Raw genomic sequence first — 20,900 nt, forward strand, 5'->3', positions numbered from 1 at the left:
TTTTAGTAATATCTAACCGTTTTTTTATTGGATTTTTTCTTTATTCCTATTTCTGATACTTAAAATTTTATATACTTTAAGATAAAATAAATATACAGATATTCAATTTTATTATAGTTGAGTTCTTAGAGATTAATTACATATTATAAATTAATATATTATTATTCATTGATTTTAAACATTATTTAAGGAAGGTAATAACTTGTTTGAATCTTTAAAAAAGAGGTTTTCTCGAACTAGTGATCAATTAACTGATAAACTTAATGAGGAAGCTAAAGAAGAAAATAATATTAAGGTTATTGAAAGTGCTGAACCATCTGAGGATTTAGATGATTTTGAAGATTTATCAGAAGAAAAAACTATTGAAGATAAGGATGCTGAATGGGAAGCTATTTTTGATGAGGAAGATGAGGAAATAGATGAAGATGAGGATAATGAGGAAAATTCAGGATTTTTATCAAGATTTTCAAGACATAATGATGATAGTGATAAGAAGGAAAAGAAAAATGAACCTAAAAGGGATAGGTTTGCAGAGGCTTTAGCTGAACAGGAGGCTAAAAAAGAAGCAGAACTTAGAGGGGAAGAATACAAATCTAATAAAAAACATTGGTATAGTAGAGGCTCCTCTGAGGAGGAAGAGCCTGCTCGAAAACCTGAAGTCACTGGTCCTAGTACTGAATATAAATTTTTAGATGATGATGAAGAGATAAAGGAAGAGAAGAAACATTGGTATAGTAGAAATAAAGAACCTGAAGTTTCAGTAAATGATAAATATAGGGAAGAGGTTTCTGCAAAAGAAATCTATAAAGAAATAGAGGATGAAAAAACTCATTCCAATGATGAAGAGCATGGTGTTTTCTCTTTTATTAAAGAAAAAACAATTGATGAAGAGGACATTGAAGATGTTCTCTGGGAATTGGAATTAGGTTTACTTGAAGGTGATGTAGCAATAGATGTAGCATCAGAAGTTGTGGAGTCTGTTAGAAGGGATCTTGTAGGTAAAAAAATCAGAAGAAGCAGTGATATAGAAGAATATACCTACAAAGCACTTAAGAAAGCTATTGCTAAAATCATTAATGTTGACGGAAAATCAATGACTGAAATGTTAAATGATAAGAAAAAGGAAGGAAAACCATTAATTGTCATGTTGGTTGGTATTAATGGTACAGGTAAAACTACTACCATTGGTAAACTAGCTAATTATTATCTTAAAAGAGGTTACACTCCAGTTATTGCCGCTTCAGATACATTTAGGGCAGGGGCTATTGAACAAGTCACCCAACATGCAAATAATGTTGGAGTTAAAATTATAAAACACCAAAAGGGATCAGACCCTGCTGCTGTAGCATATGATGCTGTTGAACATGCAACAGCACAGCATAAGGATTTAGTCTTAATTGATACTGCTGGTAGAATGCAGACAAATACAAATTTAATGGATGAGATGAAAAAGATTAAAAGGGTTGCAAAACCTGATTTGGTTGTTTTTGTTGGTGATGCATTAACTGGTAATGATGCAGTAGAACAGGCTAAAAAATTTAATGAAGCTATTGATATTGATGGGGTTATATTAACTAAGGCAGATGCTGATGCTAAAGGTGGCGCTTCATTATCTATTGGTTATGTCATTAAAAAACCTATTTATTTCTTAGGTATGGGTCAAGGTTATGATGATATTAAGGAATATAATGCAGAATGGATGTTAGATCAACTGTTCTCATAAATTCTTTCATATCTCTATTTTTAATTTTTAGTTATTTTTTTTTTTTTTAAAACATTCCTGTTTTAATTTAATTTTAAAAAGAGCAGGGAAAATATAATGATTTTATTGATTAATCCTTTAATTTAATTTTTAAAAATAGTAGAGAAAAAATATAGTAATTCTATTAATTAATCTAAGACTTATTTTTTAATAAATTATATTAGGAATTATATTTTTTTAATCATAATCCCTTATATATTTCTTTAATTTCATTAAACATCTTATTTTAATCTTTAAGGTCTTTAAATCTTTTTTCTATTTGTTTATTTATTTATTTTTTTTACTTAGCATTACTCCTCCAGCTCCAATATCCTCTGGATTATATGATTGTATAAGTATGGTTACAGTTTCTATAGGTAAATCATATGCTTCTGCAACAGAATTACTTACTTCCTTTATTAATTTTTCCTTTTTCTCTTTACTTATTCCCGGATTTCCTGCAATAGTTACAACTGGCATTTTTTCACCTTTTTTTATTTTTTAATTTAAAAATCCTATACTATTATAAACAATTCTAAATATAATAATTATAATTATTAAAATTTTTTAAATATAAAAATACTATTATAAGTTATAACTTATAATTAAAAATTAATATTGATTTTAGTATAACTTATAACTTATAAGTATATGGTATTCTTAAAATACATGCATAATTAATATAATAACAGTGATTTTATGTTAGGTGAAGAAGAACTTAAGAAACTATTTCCTGATTTTATAGATACAATTCAACCTTCAGGAATTGATTTTGCTTTAGATGAAATTTTAGTACAGAGGGGTCCAGGCTCATTAATTGATAATGAAAAAAATTTACCCGAGGTTGAAGCTTTAGAAGGACCAATATATACATTAGAACCTCATACTGCATATCTTGCAACTATTGATAAGAAAATTAAAATTCCTAAAGGTTATACAATGTTATATACTCCAAGATCCACATTACTCAGATCATTTATCTCCGTTCAAACTGCTGTAGGTGATCCCGGTTTCTTTGGAACATTAACATTTTTAATTATAAATCATGGGGAGTATCCATATAAAATAAAAAAAGGGGATAGGATTGCTCAGGGAGTAGTCTTTGATGTTAAAGGTTCTGGGGAGTATAATGGTTCATATCAGGAGGAGGAAAATTAATTCTATAGATTAATGGAAAGTATTAATACTTTCTAGACTTAATATTATCTTAAAATAAAATAATTCTATACATTAAATTAAAAGGTAAATTTTAAGGTATATGCAAATTTATTTAATAAGATAGCTAACTATTATAAGGTTAGATTAAATTAATAAAAAAAATGGTTTTAAATAAAATAAATTAGATCAAGATTATCAAAAATTGTTTAGAATAAAATAAATTTAGAAACAAATTAATCAAATATTTTAATTATGGGATATTATGAATACTGCTGAAGCTTTAGTTAAATTATTGGAAAATGCCGGTGTAAAACATATATTTGGTCATCCAGGTGAACAGATTCTTCCAGTTTATAGGGCACTACAAGACTCATCAATTGAACATATTCTTGTAAGACATGAACAGGCAGGTGCACATGCTGCAAGTATGTATGCTTGTTCTACTGGTAAATTTTCTGTATGTATTTCAACTGCATCTCCTGGTGCATTAAATTTTGTAATGGCCGCTGCAACATCCTATAAGGATCATGTTCCTATTCTTATTCTTACAGGGGACAATCCATACTCTGAAAGATTAGAGGACAGATTCCAAACATTTGACTTGCCAAGTGTCTTTGAAAATGTTACTGTTAAAAATTACGCTCCAACAAATGCTAAGGAAGCTATCCATGCATTAAAAGAGGCTATTGAAATATTTAATAAGGAACCAACCGGACCTATTCATATTAATCTTCCAAAGGATGTTTTAAATGAAGAGGCTCCTTCAAATTATTTGGATTATCCTGTTGAATATGATCCAAATTATAATTATAATCAATTAAATCTTTTAAAGACAATCATCTCATCATCTAAGAAACCATTTATTATTGCAGGTGCAGGGGTAGTTTGGTCTGGAGCTTGTCTAAAATTAAAGGAATTTGCAGAGAAAAACAATATTCCTATTGCCACCACATATACTGCCCGTGGTGTTATTGATGAGAATAATCCTATTAATTTGGGGATGGTCGGTCTGAGAGGAACTGCAATGAGCAACTATGCGTATTTGAATTCCGATTTGATTTTAGTGTTAGGTTCAAGATTGTCTGAGAGAACCACTGCACTTACTAAGGATCTTAATGATTTTCAGCAGAAAATTGTTCATGTTAATATTGACGAGCATGTTCTAAAGGGCAGACTTAAGATTCATGGTGATGTGTCCCATGTTTTAGATGAACTAAATAAAATTGAAATTGATTCCTATAATAATAAACAATGGTTGAAAGAAATAAAACTCCATGATGAGAAACTTCTAGTTGAAGGTGAAGACGATACCCGTTCTATGCCACTTAGACCTCAGGTAGCCATTAAAACAGTAATTGGTAAGATGGATGATGCTTATATTATGAGTGATGCAGGTTCTCATGCTACCTGGACAATGCTCTATGCCCGTCCTAACAAGTTCGGTAAATTTTTATATTCCGGTGCTTTATGTCCAATGGGTATGGGACTTCCAGGTTCAATTGGAATTTCCTTAGCACATCCTGATGATAGGGTTCTTGTAATTACAGGTGACGGAAGTTTCCAGATGTGTATTCAAGAGTTAGCAACTATTGCAGAATATAATCTTCCTATAGTCATATGTGTAATTAATAATAATCAGTTGGCTATTATTCGTCAATGGGAAGAGATGATAAGTCCTGATTTCCGTTACCAGGTTGATTTAAAAAATCCAGATTTCTTGGCTATTGTGAAAGGTTATGGCATTGACGGTGAAAGAGTAGCCAATATTGAACAATTAGAAAAGGCACTTTTAAAGGCTAAAGATTCTAATGGTCCTTACTTTATTGAGGTATTGACTCGTCAGGAGAATATTCCATTGTCCGAGGTTAAACCTCAATAATTTTTTATTTTTTTAATTGGTAAAAAAAAGTTATTAAATTTGTATTAACTTGTTATTTGCTTATTTCATCTATTCTTATTATATCAATTTTAATCAGCTTATTCATCTCTATTTTTCTATTAAATTTATATAATCTCAGTATGCTAATTTTTAATTACTTATTTGCTTTGTTAAATTTGTTTTTTATATTCTAAAATTAAAGAATGCTGATTGGAGTTTAAAAGCTAATGTTTTCTTTAAATTCATCATAATATGCCTTGCTTATCTCCCCTTTATATTCCATATATGTCTTATCTATAAATTGAATATAATACTCGTATTTTTTCTGATTTTTCTCTTTAAAGAATAGACCTATGGGATTTATTGATGCCTCCGGCACTATGTTTTTAAAGGAGCGGATTTTTATTTCATATATTGGGTAGATGTCCTTATTTTCAACTACTATCCGGGATCCAAAGACTATCTCTTTATGGGTTTTAAAATCTGTATACTTGTTGATTTTTTCTTTAAGACTCATCTTTTTCATCTCTGAATCCTTTAACAATTTCTTTTACTATTGATTTAGTAGGCTCTTTTCTTATGATTTTTAGAACTTTGTATGAGGGTTTAAGAAGGGAAATATTTAGTGCTGAATCATATTCAATATTAAATATCTCCTCGTTAAACACTGGATTTATTCGAATATGGTATTTGGGATTTGCTGATAGTATGCTTCCGACGGCCCATAGGAAACCACTAAACTTTGCAGTTGTGCTTGGACTGTTAAAACCAAATTTGATATGGAAATTGGTATGCTCCAATTTTGTACTTCTTTTTATAATCTTAAACATATTGATGAAGGACTCTCTATCATCCATTATCTTTTTTATTAATTCTTTACTAGGAAGCTTATTATTTTTGGAATCTTCCTTATTGTTTCTATCCTTACCTGTTTCAAAATCTTTACTTAAGACTTTTATTTTATTTAAGATAAATAGGTCTAGCTCCCCTTTAATTTCACTGGAATATTTTACAGATATCTCTATTTTTATACCTATTTTTAAAACTATTATAATCAAAAGAATTATTATAATAATTAAAATGATGATACCTAATAGAATATCCAAGTCAATCCCTACTTTTTTATAATTATTTTATTAACTGTTTTTTTATTCTACGTCATTTATACCTGCAGAGTTATTTTCTGGCTTTACGTCATCTTCTTGCTTGTATTCCCAATTAGCTTCATATGCTCCTTGTTTTTCTGCAGCATAACTTTTGATTATTCCGGTTACTATACTTGCTAAATCATTTATTGCTTTGTTGGTTTCACTTCTTGCTGTAATATCAATTACCCTTATATTTTCAGAACCTGATTCTCCTTTTGGAATTATAACCATACTTACAGGATCAATTCCTGCACCGGCTCCACCAAAACCTACATCATTAATACCTCCACTACCGAAACCAAATCCCATTTTTACAATTGGAATTAATTCGGCATTTTCGGTTTCAATTGTTTCTCCAACAATACTATTGGTTTTTAAAAGTTTTTTTAACTCCTCTAAGGTGACTTTTATAGTTTCTTCATTTGACATTATTTTTACCTCTAGTTTTAATATGGAATTCATTATTAATATTATTTTTAGTTGTTCCTAAATTTTTTTAAAAATTGTTTTATTGTTGAATTTATTAATAATTTAAGTTTAAAAAAATAGTATCTTTATAATTGTTCAATTAATCTGTCTGATTTATCTAGTTAAAAATAGTTGTTTTAAAATAGAAAAAGAAATAAGGGGTGTGTTTAGTTTATGTATGTGTCAGCTAATGCAGCTACACCTGCACCAGCGTCAACATCTACTCCTTTTTCTTTTAATGTCATACCTAAAGCGGTAAAGGTTATAGCTAATTCTTTATAATTAGTTACTCCCATATGTCCTATTCTGAAGACATTACCTTTAAGGTGGTCTTGTCCACCAGCTAATTGTACACCATATTTGTTTAACATAGTTCCTCTGATATCATCATCAGTTAATCCTTCAGGTATTTTAAGTGCAGTAACAGTACAAGATGCATGTTCCTCTTCAGCAAAGAGTTCAAATCCTAATGCTTTAGATGCATTCCTTGATGCCTCTGCATTTAAGTGGTGACGTGCAACCCTATTATCTAATCCTTCTTTTTCAATATCATTAAGTGCCTCTTGTAATCCGTAGATTAATGATACAGATGGGGTGTATGGAGTTTGAGCAGGGTTTTTATTTCCACTATCTCTGTACTTTTTCATGTTAAAGTAATATGTCTGTGGATTTACACCTTCGACAGCTTTCCATGCATCGTCACTTAATGTAATCATTGAAAGACCTGGTGGTGCTGCTAAACATTTCTGTGATCCAGTAACACAGACATCAATTCCAAATTTATCAACATCTACTTCGTCTCCTCCAAGGGAAGATACGGTATCTACAACAAATAATGCGTCGTAGTTTTTCATAACTTTACCAATTTCTTTAATTGGTGCAGCTACACCAGTAGAAGTTTCATTGTGAATTAAACTTACTGCTTTAATGTTTTCATCAGCTTCAAGTGCTGCTTCAATAGCCTCAGGAGTTACTGCAGTTCCCCATTCCACAGCTAATTCTTCAACATCGATTCCGTGAACTCTTGCAATATCTGCGAAACGTTCTCCGAATTTACCTCCTACAACACTTAATATTTTTTCTTTTGGATTAGCTATATTTGCAATAGCTGCTTCCATACCACCAGTACCAGATGATGTGAATATATAAGATTGATTATCGGTTTTGAAAACTCTTGACATTGCATCACAAGTTTCATTATATATTTTCCCGAATTCAGCTCCTCTGTGGTTTACAATACCTTTAGACATTGCAGCAAGTACATTTGGAGCTACATTTACAGGTCCTGGAAGCATTAATAATGTATCATTCATGTACAATTTCCTCCATTAATATAAAAAGCTTGTTTATTTTTTTTAATTATTATCATATTTCAAGCTTAATTAAATTTTTAATTTATATTATATTAAAGTTTTTTGTTTATTCAGGTTTTATTAAAAATATTTGATATTTTTTATTTTAATCTGAAAATTTTCTTATTTTATTCTTTTAATAATTTATTTTGTAAATTTTATAATTTTTAGTGGATTTTATTAGAATATAGGGTAATCTTTTCTGATTTTTGTAGTATTTATAATAAAATTTATTTATATAAAAAATAAATTATTATCTATGAAATTCAGTGATTGGGAAACATGGTATGAAAAGATTTTAGATGATTTTGGATTTATAAGAGAGGATGATGAGGATTCAGCTAAACTTCTAGATAAGGTGTTAGATGAGGAAGGTTATATTACACTTGAGGAGTTAAAAGAAAACTGTGTTGATTTCAAGAATACCGATAAGTTTATAGTATTCGGTGCTGGACCTTCTATTAAAAAACATATTCATGATATTAGGGAAAATTACAATCTTGATGATTATGTTTTAGTTTCTGCTGATGGTGCTACTACTGCACTTTTAGAAGACCATATCGTTCCGGATATTGTGGCTACTGATTTGGACGGAAATATGGATGATCTTTTGGCAGCTAATTATAGACATGCATATCCTGTTATTCATGCTCATGGTAATAATAAGGAATTAATAGAGAAATATGTTCCATTTTTCGATAATGTTTTAGGAACAACTCAATCAAAGCCAGAAGGACATCTTTATAACTTCGGTGGTTTTACAGATGGTGATAGGGCAATGTTTTTATCACTTGCTTTAGGTGCTAAAACATTAATACTTGCAGGTATGGACTTCGGTACAATTGTAACCCAATATTCTAGACCTAAAAATCCAGGTAGATTAATGCCTGCAGATGAGATTAAAACTAAAAAATTAGAATATGCCGAGAATTTAACTAATTGGATTAAGGAAAATACCGATGTTGAGTTAATTAATCTCTGTGATTAATTTAGTATGCTTTTTTAATTTTTTATTTAGAATTATTTTATAATATTTTAAAAATTTTTTATATTTTAATCTTTTTTTAATTTAGGGGATTATTTTCCAATTCTTTTAATAAATTATTTAAGATTAAACAATTATAATCTATTATGATTAATATTTATTAATAGATTTTCAGATTTCTAATATTTCTAAAAATAATTCATAAGACTGTATGTGATTATTTATTAAAGATTTAATCATATTTTTTAAATTATTTATTTTATCATGTCTAATTATGGATTAAATACCTTTTTAGAAATATGTTTTTTAAATAAATTTACTGGTATAGATTATGGGAATTAAAGATATTTTAATGTTTGATGAAACAATTTTTAGGAATGAAAATGTTTTTAATCCAGACTACACTCCTCAGAATTATGATTTTAGGGACAGTCAAATGGAGGCAATGGCAACATGTATTAGACCTGCTTTAAGAGGAGGTCGTCCAATTAATTCTGTAATTTTAGGTCCATGTGCTACTGGAAAGACAACAGCAGTTAAAAAAGTATTTGAACTTGTTGAGGACACTACCAATAAGGTTGTCTGTTGCTTTATAAATTGTCAGCTTCACACCACTCCCTTCAGTGTCATGTCTGAAATATTTAAGAAAATTTTCAACCATTATCCTCCTGAAACAGGGGTTCCTTATGCTAAGGTATATAAACAGATAATGGATTATTTACTGGATAACGATAAAAGTTTAATTGTGGCATTTGATGATGTTAATTATCTTTTCCAGACTAAAAATGCTAATAAATTATTTTATGATATTTTAAGGGCTTATGAGGAATTTCCTGGAGTCAGAACTGGTTTATTTGTAATATTGTCAGATATCGCTTTTAAATATTCCCTGGATAAAAATGTTAATACTGTGTTTATTCCCCAGGACATTGTTTTCCAGCCATATACACGTTCCGAGGTTTTAGACATTCTTAAAAAAAGAGCTCACTATGGTTTTTATGATGGTGTAATCTCCGATGATATAATTGAGGAAATTACTGATTATACCGTTGATAGTGGAGATTTAAGAGTAGGTATTGATTTGCTCAAAGTCTGTGGTAACATTGCAGAATCCGAGGCTAATCCTAAGATTACAGAGGATCATTTGGAAAAAGCAAAATCACAGCAAATCTCAGTAAATCTTGTAGAAACATATAAATCTTTAAGTGATGTTGAAAGACAATTGTTAAAAATAGTGGCAAGTAGCGATGAGATTCTAACTGCAGGTGAACTATCAAAATTATTCAAAGAAAAAACAGGATTAAGTTATGCGACTTTTAATAGGACCTTGGATAAATTAGAATTTTTAAGATTAATAGACACAAAACTTACAGGAAAAGGTGTAAGAGGTAATTCACGACAGATTATTATAAGATTTAATCCAGAGGATATTAAATCTTTAGATATATAATCAATCCTTTGTCTTTTAAAATATGATTTGGGAAAATTGTGGTTTTTGAATTTTAAAGATCAAACAATCTGTCCCTGTGACTATTAATCTATAATTTATTTGGAATTTAAATAAATTATCATAAGTTCATAAATTTAATATTGGCAGATTCTAATATTAAATTCATGTTTAAGACTATCTATCTATTACTCTAATTTCTAGGGATTTATAAAATATAATTATCGTATTTTTTTGTAGGTTGCAATTCATTATTAATAATCTGATTTTAAAGTATACTTAAATGAATTAATTTAAGTTAAATTATAAATTATAAATTTGCATGGAATACTAATAATTTAGTATTATTAGAGTAATAGGGTTTGGTATTATCTAATCTAAGACGAAAACATAAATAATTAATATGTAGGATTATACTCCAATAATAGATAGTACTGAATAAAGCAATACTAAAAATGCCATTAGTATTACCATGCAAGATTGAATACTTATATGATTTTCGATTATTATGTCATTGATTGAGGTTTTTTTTCTTAAATCTGCATTTAAATTTGTATCTTTATATTTGAACATACTAATCACTCTCAAACTAAAATGTGTTTTGAAATATATTTAAAGAAAATCCGAGAGTCCATTTGAAAACTAATATTTTATTTAAATATTAAATTTTTTTTCTGATTAAAATGATTAATATCAAATAAGTAGTGTTATTATGTTATCCAATAATAAAAAACCAGATAAACCTTATGAATTTTTTGATGTCACTGCAGATATTGGGTTTTTATCCTATGGAAATACCTTAAAAGAGGCTTTTGAAAACGCGGGACTTGCAATGTTTAACATCATCTCCAATACAGATAATGTTGATCCTGTTGAGGATATGGATATTGAAGTGGAATCAGAGGATTTAGTGTCCCTTCTTTATGACTATTTAGAGGAGTTATTGTTTTTACATGAGGTTAATTTTATCCTATTTTCAAAATTCAATGTTGATATTGAAAAGATAGATGGAGATAATGGAAACCAATATAGATTAAAGGCCAATATTAAGGGAGAATCTATAAATTGGGATGTAAAACATGAAAGAGGTTCCGAGGTTAAGGCCATAACCTTTCATATGATGGAAGTTAAAAAGATTGATGATTATTATAGGCTAAGGGTAATTCTTGATTTATAAGTTTTTTATAAAACTTTTTATTATATAATAAACATTAAGTATTTACAGATAAAATATTATATTATAATAGATTAATATTTTAATTTAAAATTCCTAATAATATTATTATCTATGGGATTTTATTGATTATATTTACTAAACTTTCAATTTATTTAATTGTTATTTATTGTTAAGTGATTTTATGAGTATTAAAGAAGAGATTACAAAAGTTCGGGATAATGTATGGGAAATTCCTAGTAGTTATAAAAGGGAAATGAGAGTTCCTGGTAGAATATACATTGATGATGAAGGTTTTGAAAACCTTGAAGATGAGGCTCTTGAACAAGTTGCAAATGTTGCTTGTCTTCCAGGTATTCAACAATATTCCATAGGACTTCCTGATATCCATTTTGGATATGGATTTAGTATTGGTGGTGTAGGTGCCGTCAGTACTAAGAATGGGGTAATAAGTCCCGGTGGTGTAGGCTTTGATATTAACTGTGGAGTAAGAATGATAAGAACCAATCTTACAGCAGAGGATATTGAACCTAAAATTAAAGAGTTAACCGATACTTTATTTAAAAATATTCCTTCCGGTGTAGGAAGTAAAGGACGATTCCATCTTAAGGAAAACCAGGTGGATGATGTTTTAAAATACGGTGCAGAATGGGCTGTGGACCATGAATTTGGTTGGAATGATGATTTAAAATATCTTGAAGAGAATGGTAGGTTATTGGATGCAGATCCTAGTTTAGTATCCGATAAAGCTAAAAGAAGAGGTATTCCTCAATTAGGCTCTCTCGGTTCTGGAAACCATTTCCTGGAAATTCAGAAAGTGGATGAGATATACAATGAAGAGGCTGCAAAAGCTTTTGGCATTGTTCCAGGCACTATAACTATTATGATTCATAGCGGATCCCGTGGATGCGGTCATCAGGTATGTTCTGATTATTTGAGATTAATGGATAAGGCATATAAAAAATATGAGGTTACTCTTCCTGATAGACAATTGGCTTGTGCGCCAATAGATTCCCACGAGGCTCAGGATTATTTAAAAGCAATGTATGCTGCTGCAAATTATGCATGGGCAAACAGACAAATGATGACTCACTGGGTAAGGGAATCATTTGAAGATGTTCTAGGTCAGTCTGCAGAGGATATGGGCATGACAACTATTTATGATGTGGCACATAATATAGCTAAGAAAGAGGTTCATAAGGTTAGAAAATCTAAACAAGAACTTATTGTTCATAGAAAAGGAGCAACTAGAGCATTTGGTCCCGGTAGAATTGAAATTCCTAAAGAATATCGTAGTATTGGTCAACCAGTTTTAATTCCAGGAACAATGGGTACATCTTCATATATACTTCATGGAACCGATGTTGCAATGGAAGAGACATTTGGTTCTACTGCTCATGGTGCAGGAAGGGTCTTATCAAGGTCTAAAGCTAAAAAAGAATTTACTCCTGAATCAATTGAACAAACACTTCAAAGTAAAGGTATTCATATTAAAGCAAATACCCGACCAATTATTGCTGAAGAGGCACCTGGAGCATATAAGAATGTGGACAATGTTGTTAAAACATCTGATACGACAGGTATTGCAAAACTTGTTGCAAAGGTTAGCCCTCTTGCAGTTACAAAAGGATAATCCAATATCCTTTTTTTCATTATGATTAGGTGATTATTTTGTTAGGAATTATAGGCGGTAGTGGAGTTTATGAAATAACAGAGCTTGCTGATTCAAAAGAGGATATAACTGTAGATACTGAATACGGTTCTGTTGTTGTTACAATGTTAAATATCGAATCTAAAAAAGTGGCTTTTATTTCTCGTCATCATAAAGGACATAAAACCCCTCCTCACATGATCAATTATAAGGCCAATATACAGGCTTTAGCAAACTGTGGTGTGGACCAGATTATTTCCACTAATGCGGTAGGTTCCATTAACATGGAAATGCCTCCTGGATCAATAGTGCTTCCTGACGACTTTTTGGACTTTACAGTCTTAAGGGATAGAACATTTTATGATAACGAGGTACATCATATTGATATGTCCGAGCCTTATTGTCCAAGACTTAGGGAAGCTATTTTAGAAAACGGTGAGGATGAGAAAATTATTCCTCATGGTACATATGTATGTACCGAAGGTCCTAGATTTGAAACTCCTGCAGAGATTAAAATGTTTAAGATTATTGGTGGAGATTTAGTAGGTATGACAGGACTTCCGGAGGCAGTTCTTGCAAGGGAAAAGGGAATTTGCTATGAAACAATATGTGTTGTAAGCAATTTTGGAACCTCCATATCTCCGGATAAACTAAGCTTTGAAGAAGTTGCAGAGATTATGGAAGAGAAAAAACATGCACTTTTAGGCTTAATACATAGGACAATATTATCTTTAGATGATGACTATGACTGTGATTGCCATCATGCTTTAGAATAGCTTGTTTCTATCTATTTTTTCTTTTTTTAATTTTTAAAATTATGTAAATTTTATAATTTTTATTCTATATTATGCTAATAATTTATAAACTATAAATTATAATAGTAAATATCAGTTTTATAAAAACTATAATTAATTAAAAATATATTGATATTTTTTTAATGGATGTGATTTTTATGGTAACAATAATAATTGACCACGATAAATGTGATGGCGAAGATGAATGTGGAGACTGCGTAGATTTATGTACTATGGAAGTTCTTCAATGGGTAGATGGTAAGGTAACTCCTGTAGATATAGATGAATGTAGTTTATGTGAAACCTGTGTAGATTTATGTCCTAACGAATGTATTACATTAAAGGATGATTAGGGGGTAATACTATCTCAAAGGTTATTCTTTTATGTGCTAGCCCACGTCCAAATGGAAATACTATGGGCATTTTAAATATCTGTGCTGATGCTATTGAGGCTAATGGTGTGGACGCAGAAATTATTAACATTGGAAATAATAATATACACTCATGTATAGGATGCGGAAAATGTGGCGAAACTGGAAAATGTGTCTTTGATGACGGAATTAATGAGATTGTAGATAAACTTAGAGATGCTGATGGTTTCATACCTGCAGCTCCCGTATACTTTGGAACTGCACGTGGTGATATGATGGCTGCCCTTCAAAGAATTGGTAAACTTTCCCGTGGTAATGATAAATTCTTATCATGGATGGTTGGTGGACCAATTACTGTTGCAAGACGTGGTGGTCAAACATTAACTTTACAAGAAATGTCTATGTTCTTCATAATTAATGAAATGATTATTCCAGGTAGTAGCTATTGGAATATGGTTTTTGCAGGTCCTGAAGGATCTTATAAGGAAGATGTTGAAGGAATTGCAACCGTTAAATTATTTGCAACTAATGTTGCTAAGTTAATTAACAAAATTAAAGATTAATTCTTTAATTTTTTATAACTATTTTTAAGGGGTCTTTTTTGTGAAATTTGCTTTTGCTTCTACTGACGGTAGGAATGTAAATTTACATTTTGGTAAAGCCTCATCAATATATGTTTATAACTATGATGAGGATAACCTGGAATTTCAGAATAAAATTACTGTGGAAATAGAAGAGGATAAACCTCATCAGGGAGTAAAAATAGTTAAAGCTCTTAAGGAACATGATGTTGGTACTATTTTTGTAGGGCAGATAGGTTTTAAATCAAAAGTCCGTGTTGATGATGCAGGAATTAAAGTCATTGTTGATGAGGGACCTATTGAAGAGGTTTTGGAAAGATACATTAAACATTTGGAATTTATGGATAAACCTCTTAATATATAATGGTTTTTATCTATGGATTAGCTATTAAATTGATCTTAATAAAAATCTTTTAAATATCTATTAAAATATTATTTCTCTAGATTATTGCTTATTAATGGGTTGGGATATTGTCTTCTTGATTATCAATTATTAGTATGAAAATAAATTGATAGACATTTAAAATTAACCTTTAATATTCTATCTCTACTTAGATATTTTGAAATTTAAGATTCGATTTCAACTATAAACTTTTTAAAACCGATAACCTTTTTGTTTAAAAATCGTGACTTATGATGTAATAACTTTTCATAAAAGTTTATTATTTTTGAATTTTCTCTTTTTCTAATTGAAATTATAGTTTAAAACAAACTTTTATATATTATAAATTTTAAAAATTAAAGTAACCTTTAAGGGCGGGTTTTAAATTTATTTAAAACTTTATTGAAAATACTTTTAAATACGAATATATTTTAATCAGCTATTGGATTATAACTTTAATCTTATTTTACAGAGATAATCTGTTTTATTTAAAATTTATCAAATTTTTAGTTATAATAATACAAATTCATATAGTATATGCTGATTTATCAAATTTATCATATTAGATAGCCGTATCTAATTTTTACTTATTAAAAAAAAGAATATTTCTTAATATTATTATTACTTAATTAAGGGATTTTACAAAAAAACATTTAAAGAGGAGATATTTATGGCAAAAGCTAGACGTCGAGTACGTGATACTTGGAGAGAAAAAGCATGGTACACTATTAAAACACCTGTTGAATTCGGTGAAAAAGAAATTGGTTCAACTCCTGCAAGAGACCCTGAATTCTTAAATGGAAGAACTGTAGAAGTAACTATGAGGGAATTAACCGGAGATTTCTCAAAACAATACATTAAATTACAATTTGAAATCGATAATGTTGCAGGTAAAGTTGCAAATACTAAATTTACAGGACATAAAATCACCACTGATCGTATTAGAAGTATGATTAGAAGAGGTACCAGTAGGATAGATGCTCCTGTTATTGTTACCACTAAAGATGACCGTGAAATTAAGGTTCATGTTTTAGCTGTAACTAGTAGAAGAGCTAAATCTTCCCAACAAAAATTCATGAGAGAAACCATTGAAAATTTAGTTGCTGAATCAGCAAGTGAAAAATCTTTCAAAGAATTTAGTGAAATCTTAACTAATGGTAGATTAGCTTCTGAAATTTACCATAACGCTAAAAAAATATACCCACTTAACAGGGTAGAAATTATTAAAAGTAAAGTTTTAAACTAGTTTTAAAACTTTTTCTTAAACTTTTTTTTAAATTAAATATTTTTATTGTTTATTCTTATTCTCTTTCATTTATTTTAGAAAATTATATTATTTATGAATTAAATAGATTAATACAATATTTTTTTTACAAAATTGTGATGATTTTTTATGGAAATGCATATATTGATAAATGCAGTTAGTGTAGTGCTTCTATTTATTATGGGCTCTTTTATTTATCAGAGAAAGGCTTTGGATTTTTTAGGCTCATTAGTAATGATAATAATGGGTATTGTAATATTGCTATCTGCAGGTCTCAGATGGCTTTTAATTATTGTAATATTTTTCTTGATGAGTATAGCAGCTACTTATTATTCTAAAGATTACAAAAAGAGATTAGGGGAATTTGAGGGTAGACGTACTGCCAAAAACGTTATTTCCAATGGAGTCGTTGCATTTGTGATGGCTGCTTTTGGAGGTTATTATCTTCCTTTTGTTGGTGGTTTTATAGGTGCAATTGCTACAGCAACATCTGATACATTAGGAAGTGAAATTGGTATTCTATCAGAGCCTCGTTTAATAACCACATTTAAGAAAGTTCCTGCAGGTACTGATGGTGCTGTCTCTGTTAGAGGTACAGTTGCAGGTATTATTGGTGCTGCAATTATCGGTATTTCCGCATTTTTACTTGGTGTTTTACCGGATATTTGGATTGCACTTAAGATATCAATTATTTCAGGTACCGTTGGTTGTTTTATGGACAGTTTACTTGGTGCAGTATTTGAAAGACGTAGATATTTAAACAATGAGCATGTAAATTTACTTGCTACAATTACAGGATGTATTGTAGGTATTCTATGTGCCCTTTAAATTTTTTAATTATTTTTTATTTATAACTATTTTTTATTGAATCTTTCTATCTTTCTATTTTTATATTATTTTTAGCTATTTTTCTAGCTTTTTTTTATGATTTTATTTTTATGGGATTTTTTTATTTTTATATTATTTTTCTAGTTTTTTTTATTTTTAACTTATTTATGTGGGATCTTTCTATTTTTATATTGTTTTAGCCATTTAACTAATTGTAAATGTCTTTTTTTATTTTCGAATAATGGAATTATTGTTTAAATCAATAAAAAATCACATCTTGATCTATGTATCATCTATTATTATTTTTTAAAGTCTTAAATTAAAAATAGGGAAATAGTTTATTGTGATTTAAATCTGTTAAAATTAGTAGATTAATAAATGGTAATTTATTGTTTTTAAGTTTAGATGTGTTTAAATTAGTTTAATATTAATATAAAATAACTTGCCAATTATTTTTAAGTTAAATCTCTTAAAATTAGTAGTAATAAATTATAAAATAATCTGTTGATTGTTTAAGTTTAAAAAATAAATAAAAAAAGTAAAATAAATTAAAAAAATTTAAAGAATATAAATTTAGTTGTCTTCTTCAAGTACGAATGCATCCTTTCCTTGGTGACATTCAGGACAATGCCAATCATCAGGCATATCTGCTAATTTAGTACCTGGAGCAATGTTATATTCAGGGTCACCTTTTTCTTCATCGAATACATATCCGCAATACATACAAACATATCTAGCCATAATATCACTTTTCCATTTCATTGTATTAATAAAAACTTATTGCATTTAAGTTTATATAAACTATTATATAGTATTTTTTATTTTATTAATTTTTTATTAAACAAATTTTATAAGGTTTTAAAATTATATCTATATATAATATTTAAATTTTACAAAATCAATTTAAAAATTTTTTTAATTTAATATAGAAATCAGAGAAATTTAAATTTAAGATTTAATTTATCTGAATTTGTTATCTTAACTAAGATTAAAATCATTTTTTTAGATTTCAGGTGATATAATGAAAGGAATGATATTGGTAATGGATGGTATGGGTGACCGTCCAATAAAAGAACTTAACAATCAGACACCGCTTCAAGCTGCAAATACTCCTAATATGGATCAAATGGCTAAAGAGGGAATAACAGGAATTATGGATTCTATTGCTCCGGGAATTAGACCTGGAAGTGATACCGCACATTTATCTATTTTAGGATATAATCCATATGAGGTATATACTGGGAGGGGTCCTTTTGAAGCTTCTGGTGTGGCTTTGGATGTTATTCCAGGAGATATTGCTTTTAGATGTAATTTTTCAACTATGGATGAAAACGGAATAGTTACTGATAGACGTGCTGGAAGAATTAGGGAAGGTACTAAAGATCTTGTGGAGAAATTGAATACTATGGTTCTTGATGATTATAAGGATATTAAAATAATATTTAAAGAATCTACTGGTCACCGTGCCGTACTTGTACTTAGAGGTGAAGGTTTATCTGATAAAGTATCTGATGCTGATCCTAAGGTTGAAGGAAAGGCTCCTGCCGAGGTAGTAGCTTTAGACGGTTCTGCTGAAGCTGAAAAAACTGCAGATATTTTAAATAAGGTTGTTGCAAAAACTTATGAAATGTTAAAAGATCATCCAGTAAATCTTGAAAGGATTAAAAATGATTTGCCTCCTGCAAATGTTGTAATCCCTCGTGGTGCAGGTGCAGTTCCTGAGGTGGAACCTATTAATGATAAGTATGAGATTAACTCAGCATGTATTGCAGAAACCGGTTTAATTATGGGTATTGCTCGTTTTGCTGGTATGGATGTTATCGAGATGGAGGATGTAACCGGTGGGGTTGACACTAATCTTGATAATATAAGGAATACTATTATTGACCAGGTTAAAAATTCCGACCATGATTTCTTCTTAATTAATATTGATGGAGCAGATGAGGCAGGTCATGATGGTAATGTAAAACAAAAAGTAGAATTCATTGAGAAAGTGGATAAAGTTGTTATGAGCGAACTTTTAAAACTTGAGGACGTTTATATATTTTTAACTGCAGATCACTCAACTCCAATTTCCGTTAAAAATCACACTGGTGATCCTGTACCTATATTGATTAGAGGTCCTGAAGTTAGAACTGATGATGTAGAGGAATATAACGAATTCGCTACTTATAAGGGTGGTCTTTGCAGAATCAGAGGTTCTGATGTAATGAATATTATGATGGATTATATGAATTATTCCCATAAATTTGGAGCTTAAACTGGGGTTATAATATGGCAAGTGTTGGTAAGAAATTATTTGGAACCTCTGGAATTAGAGGGGAGATAGGTTCAGAGGTTACTGGAGAACTTGCTTTAAATGTAGGTAAATCTCTTTCTTATTATCTTGGTAATGAAGGTACAGTTGTATTAGGTTATGATACAAGAACCACAAGTAAAATGTTGAATCAGGCTATTACTGCTGGTCTTGTTGAAAGTGGTGTAAATGTTATAAAGGTTGGAATGGTTCCAACTCCTCTTGTAGGTTATGCAACCGACAGATTAGGTGCCGATGCAGGTATAATGATTACCGCCTCACATAACCCTTCAAAATACAATGGTATTAAAATATGGGATAAGAATGGTATGGCTTATACACCGGAACAGGAAAGTGAGATTGAGGACATCTACTTAAATAAAAAATATGTCAATGTTGGTTGGGATAAGATAGGTTCAATAACTGAAAACAATGAGATTAAAAAGGTCTATATGGATGATTTGTTGAGTATGGTTAATATTGAACCTGGATTTAAGGTTGTAATTGATTGTGCATCTGGTGCAGGTAGTGAAATATCTCCTATTGTCTTTAGACGTGCGGGATGTGAAGTAATCACCTTAAATTCACAGGTGGACGGATTTTTCCCAGGACGTAATCCTGAACCTAATGACGCAAATTTAGGCTCTCTTAAAAAGGTCGTTAAAGCTACCGGTGCAGATTTAGGTATTGCCCATGACGGTGATGCAGATCGTATGATGGCTGTAGATGAAACTGGAAAGGTTGTGAATTTTGATAAATTACTTGCACTTGTTGCCTCTGAATTTGGTGGAACCGTTGTGACTACTGTTGATGCAGGTTTCATAATGGATGAGGAACTTGAAAAGGTTGGTGGAAATGTTTTAAGAACACCTGTTGGAGATGTTGCAGTAGCAGATGGAATTTTAAAGAACAATGCTAGTTTTGGTGGAGAGCCATCTGGAACATGGTTACATCCTGATTTCTGTATGTGTCCTGACGGATTGTTGTCAGGTTTAAGGCTTGCAGATATAGTGTCTCATAAAGGTCCTCTTTCTAAATTATTGGATCAAATGCCTGACTATCCAAATATCCGTGAGAAAGTAACTTGCAGTAAAGAGGATAAAGTTAAAATCATGGAGAACATGGACGAAGAACTTGAAAATGCTTTTGATGATATTAAGGAAATTAATACTATTGACGGTGTTCGTATAAGTTTAAATGATGGTAGCTGGGTTTTAGTAAGACCGTCAGGTACTGAAAACTACATTAGAATTACTTTAGAAGCTAAAACTGAAGAAAAAGCAAATGAAATTAAGAATATCTGTTTAGATATAATTAATTCTCATTTATAATTACTTTTTTTTTTAAACCTAATTAGGGAATTAAAATACATGATTGCTTT

General features: G+C 29.9%; 21 protein-coding genes. 15 read left to right on the forward strand and 6 right to left on the reverse strand.

Going from position 1 to position 20,900, the window contains the following annotated elements; translation table 11 throughout:
- Positions 1-202 precede the first annotated feature (202 nt).
- Entirely contained in the window at positions 203-1,723 is a 1,521-nt protein-coding gene (ftsY, locus tag ABM4_RS01005) for a signal recognition particle-docking protein FtsY (RefSeq protein WP_016357823.1), read from the forward strand.
- Positions 1,724-2,029: 306 nt separating this feature from the next.
- Here the strand turns inward: ftsY and dmpI are convergent, their stop codons facing one another.
- Positions 2,030-2,221: a 4-oxalocrotonate tautomerase DmpI gene (dmpI, locus tag ABM4_RS01010; protein WP_016357824.1), complete on the reverse strand. Its 192-nt coding sequence runs from the start codon at positions 2,219-2,221 to the stop codon at positions 2,030-2,032.
- A 219-nt stretch (positions 2,222-2,440) separates the two neighbouring features.
- On the opposite strand from dmpI, the gene ABM4_RS01015 reads away from it, so the two are divergent.
- Positions 2,441-2,899 carry a dUTP diphosphatase Dut gene (locus tag ABM4_RS01015; RefSeq protein ID WP_016357825.1) on the forward strand — a complete coding sequence of 153 codons (459 nt, stop codon included), beginning with the start codon at positions 2,441-2,443 and terminating at the stop codon, positions 2,897-2,899.
- Between the two features lie 262 nt (positions 2,900-3,161).
- Positions 3,162-4,778, forward strand: a complete 1,617-nt coding sequence (locus ABM4_RS01020) for a thiamine pyrophosphate-binding protein (protein WP_016357826.1) — start codon at positions 3,162-3,164, stop codon at positions 4,776-4,778.
- 217 nt (positions 4,779-4,995) lie between these two features.
- Here the strand turns inward: ABM4_RS01020 and ABM4_RS01025 are convergent, their stop codons facing one another.
- The 4 genes from ABM4_RS01025 to ABM4_RS01040 all read right to left on the reverse strand — a co-directional run bounded on the left by ABM4_RS01025 (position 4,996) and on the right by ABM4_RS01040 (position 7,707).
- On the reverse strand, positions 4,996-5,295 hold the full coding sequence (locus ABM4_RS01025) for a hypothetical protein (RefSeq protein ID WP_016357827.1): 300 nt from the start codon (positions 5,293-5,295) through the stop codon (positions 4,996-4,998).
- Complete coding sequence (locus ABM4_RS01030; RefSeq protein ID WP_016357828.1) at positions 5,285-5,884, reverse strand: DUF2953 domain-containing protein; 600 nt, start codon at positions 5,882-5,884, stop codon at positions 5,285-5,287. The genes ABM4_RS01025 and ABM4_RS01030 overlap by 11 nt, the downstream gene beginning before the upstream one ends.
- Before the next feature lie 42 nt (positions 5,885-5,926).
- On the reverse strand, positions 5,927-6,355 hold the full coding sequence (locus tag ABM4_RS01035) for a GerW family sporulation protein (protein ID WP_016357829.1): 429 nt from the start codon (positions 6,353-6,355) through the stop codon (positions 5,927-5,929).
- 206 nt (positions 6,356-6,561) lie between these two features.
- Complete coding sequence (locus ABM4_RS01040) at positions 6,562-7,707, reverse strand: alanine--glyoxylate aminotransferase family protein (RefSeq protein WP_016357830.1); 1,146 nt, start codon at positions 7,705-7,707, stop codon at positions 6,562-6,564.
- A 298-nt stretch (positions 7,708-8,005) separates the two neighbouring features.
- Between ABM4_RS01040 and ABM4_RS01045 the strand changes: the two genes are divergently transcribed.
- The 10 genes from ABM4_RS01045 (at position 8,006) to ABM4_RS01090 (ending at position 17,223) form a co-directional block, all read left to right on the forward strand.
- A complete protein-coding gene (locus ABM4_RS01045) occupies positions 8,006-8,734 on the forward strand; it encodes a 6-hydroxymethylpterin diphosphokinase MptE-like protein (RefSeq protein WP_016357831.1) in 729 nt (242 codons plus the stop codon).
- Positions 8,735-9,062: 328 nt separating this feature from the next.
- Positions 9,063-10,181 (forward strand): ORC1-type DNA replication protein, encoded by a 1,119-nt coding sequence (locus tag ABM4_RS01050; protein ID WP_016357832.1) that lies wholly within the window; start codon positions 9,063-9,065, stop codon positions 10,179-10,181.
- A 709-nt stretch (positions 10,182-10,890) separates the two neighbouring features.
- A complete protein-coding gene (locus ABM4_RS01055) occupies positions 10,891-11,355 on the forward strand; it encodes an archease (RefSeq protein WP_016357834.1) in 465 nt (154 codons plus the stop codon).
- A 181-nt stretch (positions 11,356-11,536) separates the two neighbouring features.
- The gene (locus ABM4_RS01060) at positions 11,537-12,985 is read left to right on the forward strand and encodes an RtcB family protein (protein WP_016357835.1); all 1,449 of its coding nucleotides are present in this window, start codon (positions 11,537-11,539) and stop codon (positions 12,983-12,985) included.
- A 38-nt stretch (positions 12,986-13,023) separates the two neighbouring features.
- On the forward strand, positions 13,024-13,779 hold the full coding sequence (locus ABM4_RS01065) for an S-methyl-5'-thioinosine phosphorylase (RefSeq protein ID WP_016357836.1): 756 nt from the start codon (positions 13,024-13,026) through the stop codon (positions 13,777-13,779).
- Between the two features lie 176 nt (positions 13,780-13,955).
- Complete coding sequence (locus tag ABM4_RS01070; RefSeq protein ID WP_016357837.1) at positions 13,956-14,150, forward strand: ATP-binding protein; 195 nt, start codon at positions 13,956-13,958, stop codon at positions 14,148-14,150.
- Positions 14,151-14,161: 11 nt separating this feature from the next.
- Entirely contained in the window at positions 14,162-14,731 is a 570-nt protein-coding gene (locus ABM4_RS01075) for a flavodoxin family protein (protein ID WP_040682355.1), read from the forward strand.
- A 40-nt stretch (positions 14,732-14,771) separates the two neighbouring features.
- Positions 14,772-15,113 (forward strand): NifB/NifX family molybdenum-iron cluster-binding protein, encoded by a 342-nt coding sequence (locus ABM4_RS01080; RefSeq protein WP_016357839.1) that lies wholly within the window; start codon positions 14,772-14,774, stop codon positions 15,111-15,113.
- A gap of 682 nt (positions 15,114-15,795) precedes the next feature.
- On the forward strand, positions 15,796-16,377 hold the full coding sequence (locus ABM4_RS01085) for a 30S ribosomal protein S3ae (RefSeq protein ID WP_198008278.1): 582 nt from the start codon (positions 15,796-15,798) through the stop codon (positions 16,375-16,377).
- Positions 16,378-16,524: 147 nt separating this feature from the next.
- The gene (locus tag ABM4_RS01090; RefSeq protein ID WP_016357841.1) at positions 16,525-17,223 is read left to right on the forward strand and encodes a TIGR00297 family protein; all 699 of its coding nucleotides are present in this window, start codon (positions 16,525-16,527) and stop codon (positions 17,221-17,223) included.
- A gap of 573 nt (positions 17,224-17,796) precedes the next feature.
- Here ABM4_RS01090 and ABM4_RS01095 read toward each other — a convergent pair.
- Positions 17,797-17,964, reverse strand: coding sequence for a rubredoxin (locus ABM4_RS01095; RefSeq protein WP_040682357.1), 168 nt, complete (start codon positions 17,962-17,964; stop codon positions 17,797-17,799).
- 280 nt (positions 17,965-18,244) lie between these two features.
- Here ABM4_RS01095 and ABM4_RS01100 point away from each other — a divergent pair, with 280 nt between their 5' ends.
- Together ABM4_RS01100 and glmM are read left to right on the forward strand one after the other, a co-directional pair.
- Positions 18,245-19,483: a 2,3-bisphosphoglycerate-independent phosphoglycerate mutase gene (locus ABM4_RS01100; protein WP_016357843.1), complete on the forward strand. Its 1,239-nt coding sequence runs from the start codon at positions 18,245-18,247 to the stop codon at positions 19,481-19,483.
- 14 nt (positions 19,484-19,497) lie between these two features.
- Positions 19,498-20,850 (forward strand): phosphoglucosamine mutase, encoded by a 1,353-nt coding sequence (glmM, locus tag ABM4_RS01105; protein ID WP_016357844.1) that lies wholly within the window; start codon positions 19,498-19,500, stop codon positions 20,848-20,850.
- The last annotated feature ends 50 nt before the right edge of the window (positions 20,851-20,900 follow it).

This window comes from Methanobrevibacter sp. AbM4 (genome assembly GCF_000404165.1).
In the GTDB taxonomy this organism is placed as follows: Archaea; Methanobacteriota; Methanobacteria; order Methanobacteriales; family Methanobacteriaceae; genus Methanarmilla; species Methanarmilla boviskoreani.

What these genes read in the sequence shown, in the direction of transcription:
- ABM4_RS01070 (WP_016357837.1), top strand. Translation starts at nt 13,956, where the DNA reads ATGGTAACAATAATAATTGACCACGATAAATGTGATGGCGAAGATGAA.
- ABM4_RS01035 (WP_016357829.1), bottom strand. Translation starts at nt 6,355, where the DNA reads ATGTCAAATGAAGAAACTATAAAAGTCACCTTAGAGGAGTTAAAAAAA.
- ABM4_RS01060 (WP_016357835.1), top strand. Translation starts at nt 11,537, where the DNA reads ATGAGTATTAAAGAAGAGATTACAAAAGTTCGGGATAATGTATGGGAA.
- glmM (WP_016357844.1), top strand. Translation starts at nt 19,498, where the DNA reads ATGGCAAGTGTTGGTAAGAAATTATTTGGAACCTCTGGAATTAGAGGG.
- ABM4_RS01040 (WP_016357830.1), bottom strand. Translation starts at nt 7,707, where the DNA reads ATGAATGATACATTATTAATGCTTCCAGGACCTGTAAATGTAGCTCCA.
- dmpI (WP_016357824.1), bottom strand. Translation starts at nt 2,221, where the DNA reads ATGCCAGTTGTAACTATTGCAGGAAATCCGGGAATAAGTAAAGAGAAA.
- ABM4_RS01015 (WP_016357825.1), top strand. Translation starts at nt 2,441, where the DNA reads ATGTTAGGTGAAGAAGAACTTAAGAAACTATTTCCTGATTTTATAGAT.
- ABM4_RS01100 (WP_016357843.1), top strand. Translation starts at nt 18,245, where the DNA reads ATGAAAGGAATGATATTGGTAATGGATGGTATGGGTGACCGTCCAATA.
- ABM4_RS01020 (WP_016357826.1), top strand. Translation starts at nt 3,162, where the DNA reads ATGAATACTGCTGAAGCTTTAGTTAAATTATTGGAAAATGCCGGTGTA.
- ABM4_RS01055 (WP_016357834.1), top strand. Translation starts at nt 10,891, where the DNA reads ATGTTATCCAATAATAAAAAACCAGATAAACCTTATGAATTTTTTGAT.
- ABM4_RS01045 (WP_016357831.1), top strand. Translation starts at nt 8,006, where the DNA reads ATGAAATTCAGTGATTGGGAAACATGGTATGAAAAGATTTTAGATGAT.
- ABM4_RS01095 (WP_040682357.1), bottom strand. Translation starts at nt 17,964, where the DNA reads ATGGCTAGATATGTTTGTATGTATTGCGGATATGTATTCGATGAAGAA.
- ABM4_RS01025 (WP_016357827.1), bottom strand. Translation starts at nt 5,295, where the DNA reads ATGAGTCTTAAAGAAAAAATCAACAAGTATACAGATTTTAAAACCCAT.
- ABM4_RS01090 (WP_016357841.1), top strand. Translation starts at nt 16,525, where the DNA reads ATGGAAATGCATATATTGATAAATGCAGTTAGTGTAGTGCTTCTATTT.
- ABM4_RS01050 (WP_016357832.1), top strand. Translation starts at nt 9,063, where the DNA reads ATGGGAATTAAAGATATTTTAATGTTTGATGAAACAATTTTTAGGAAT.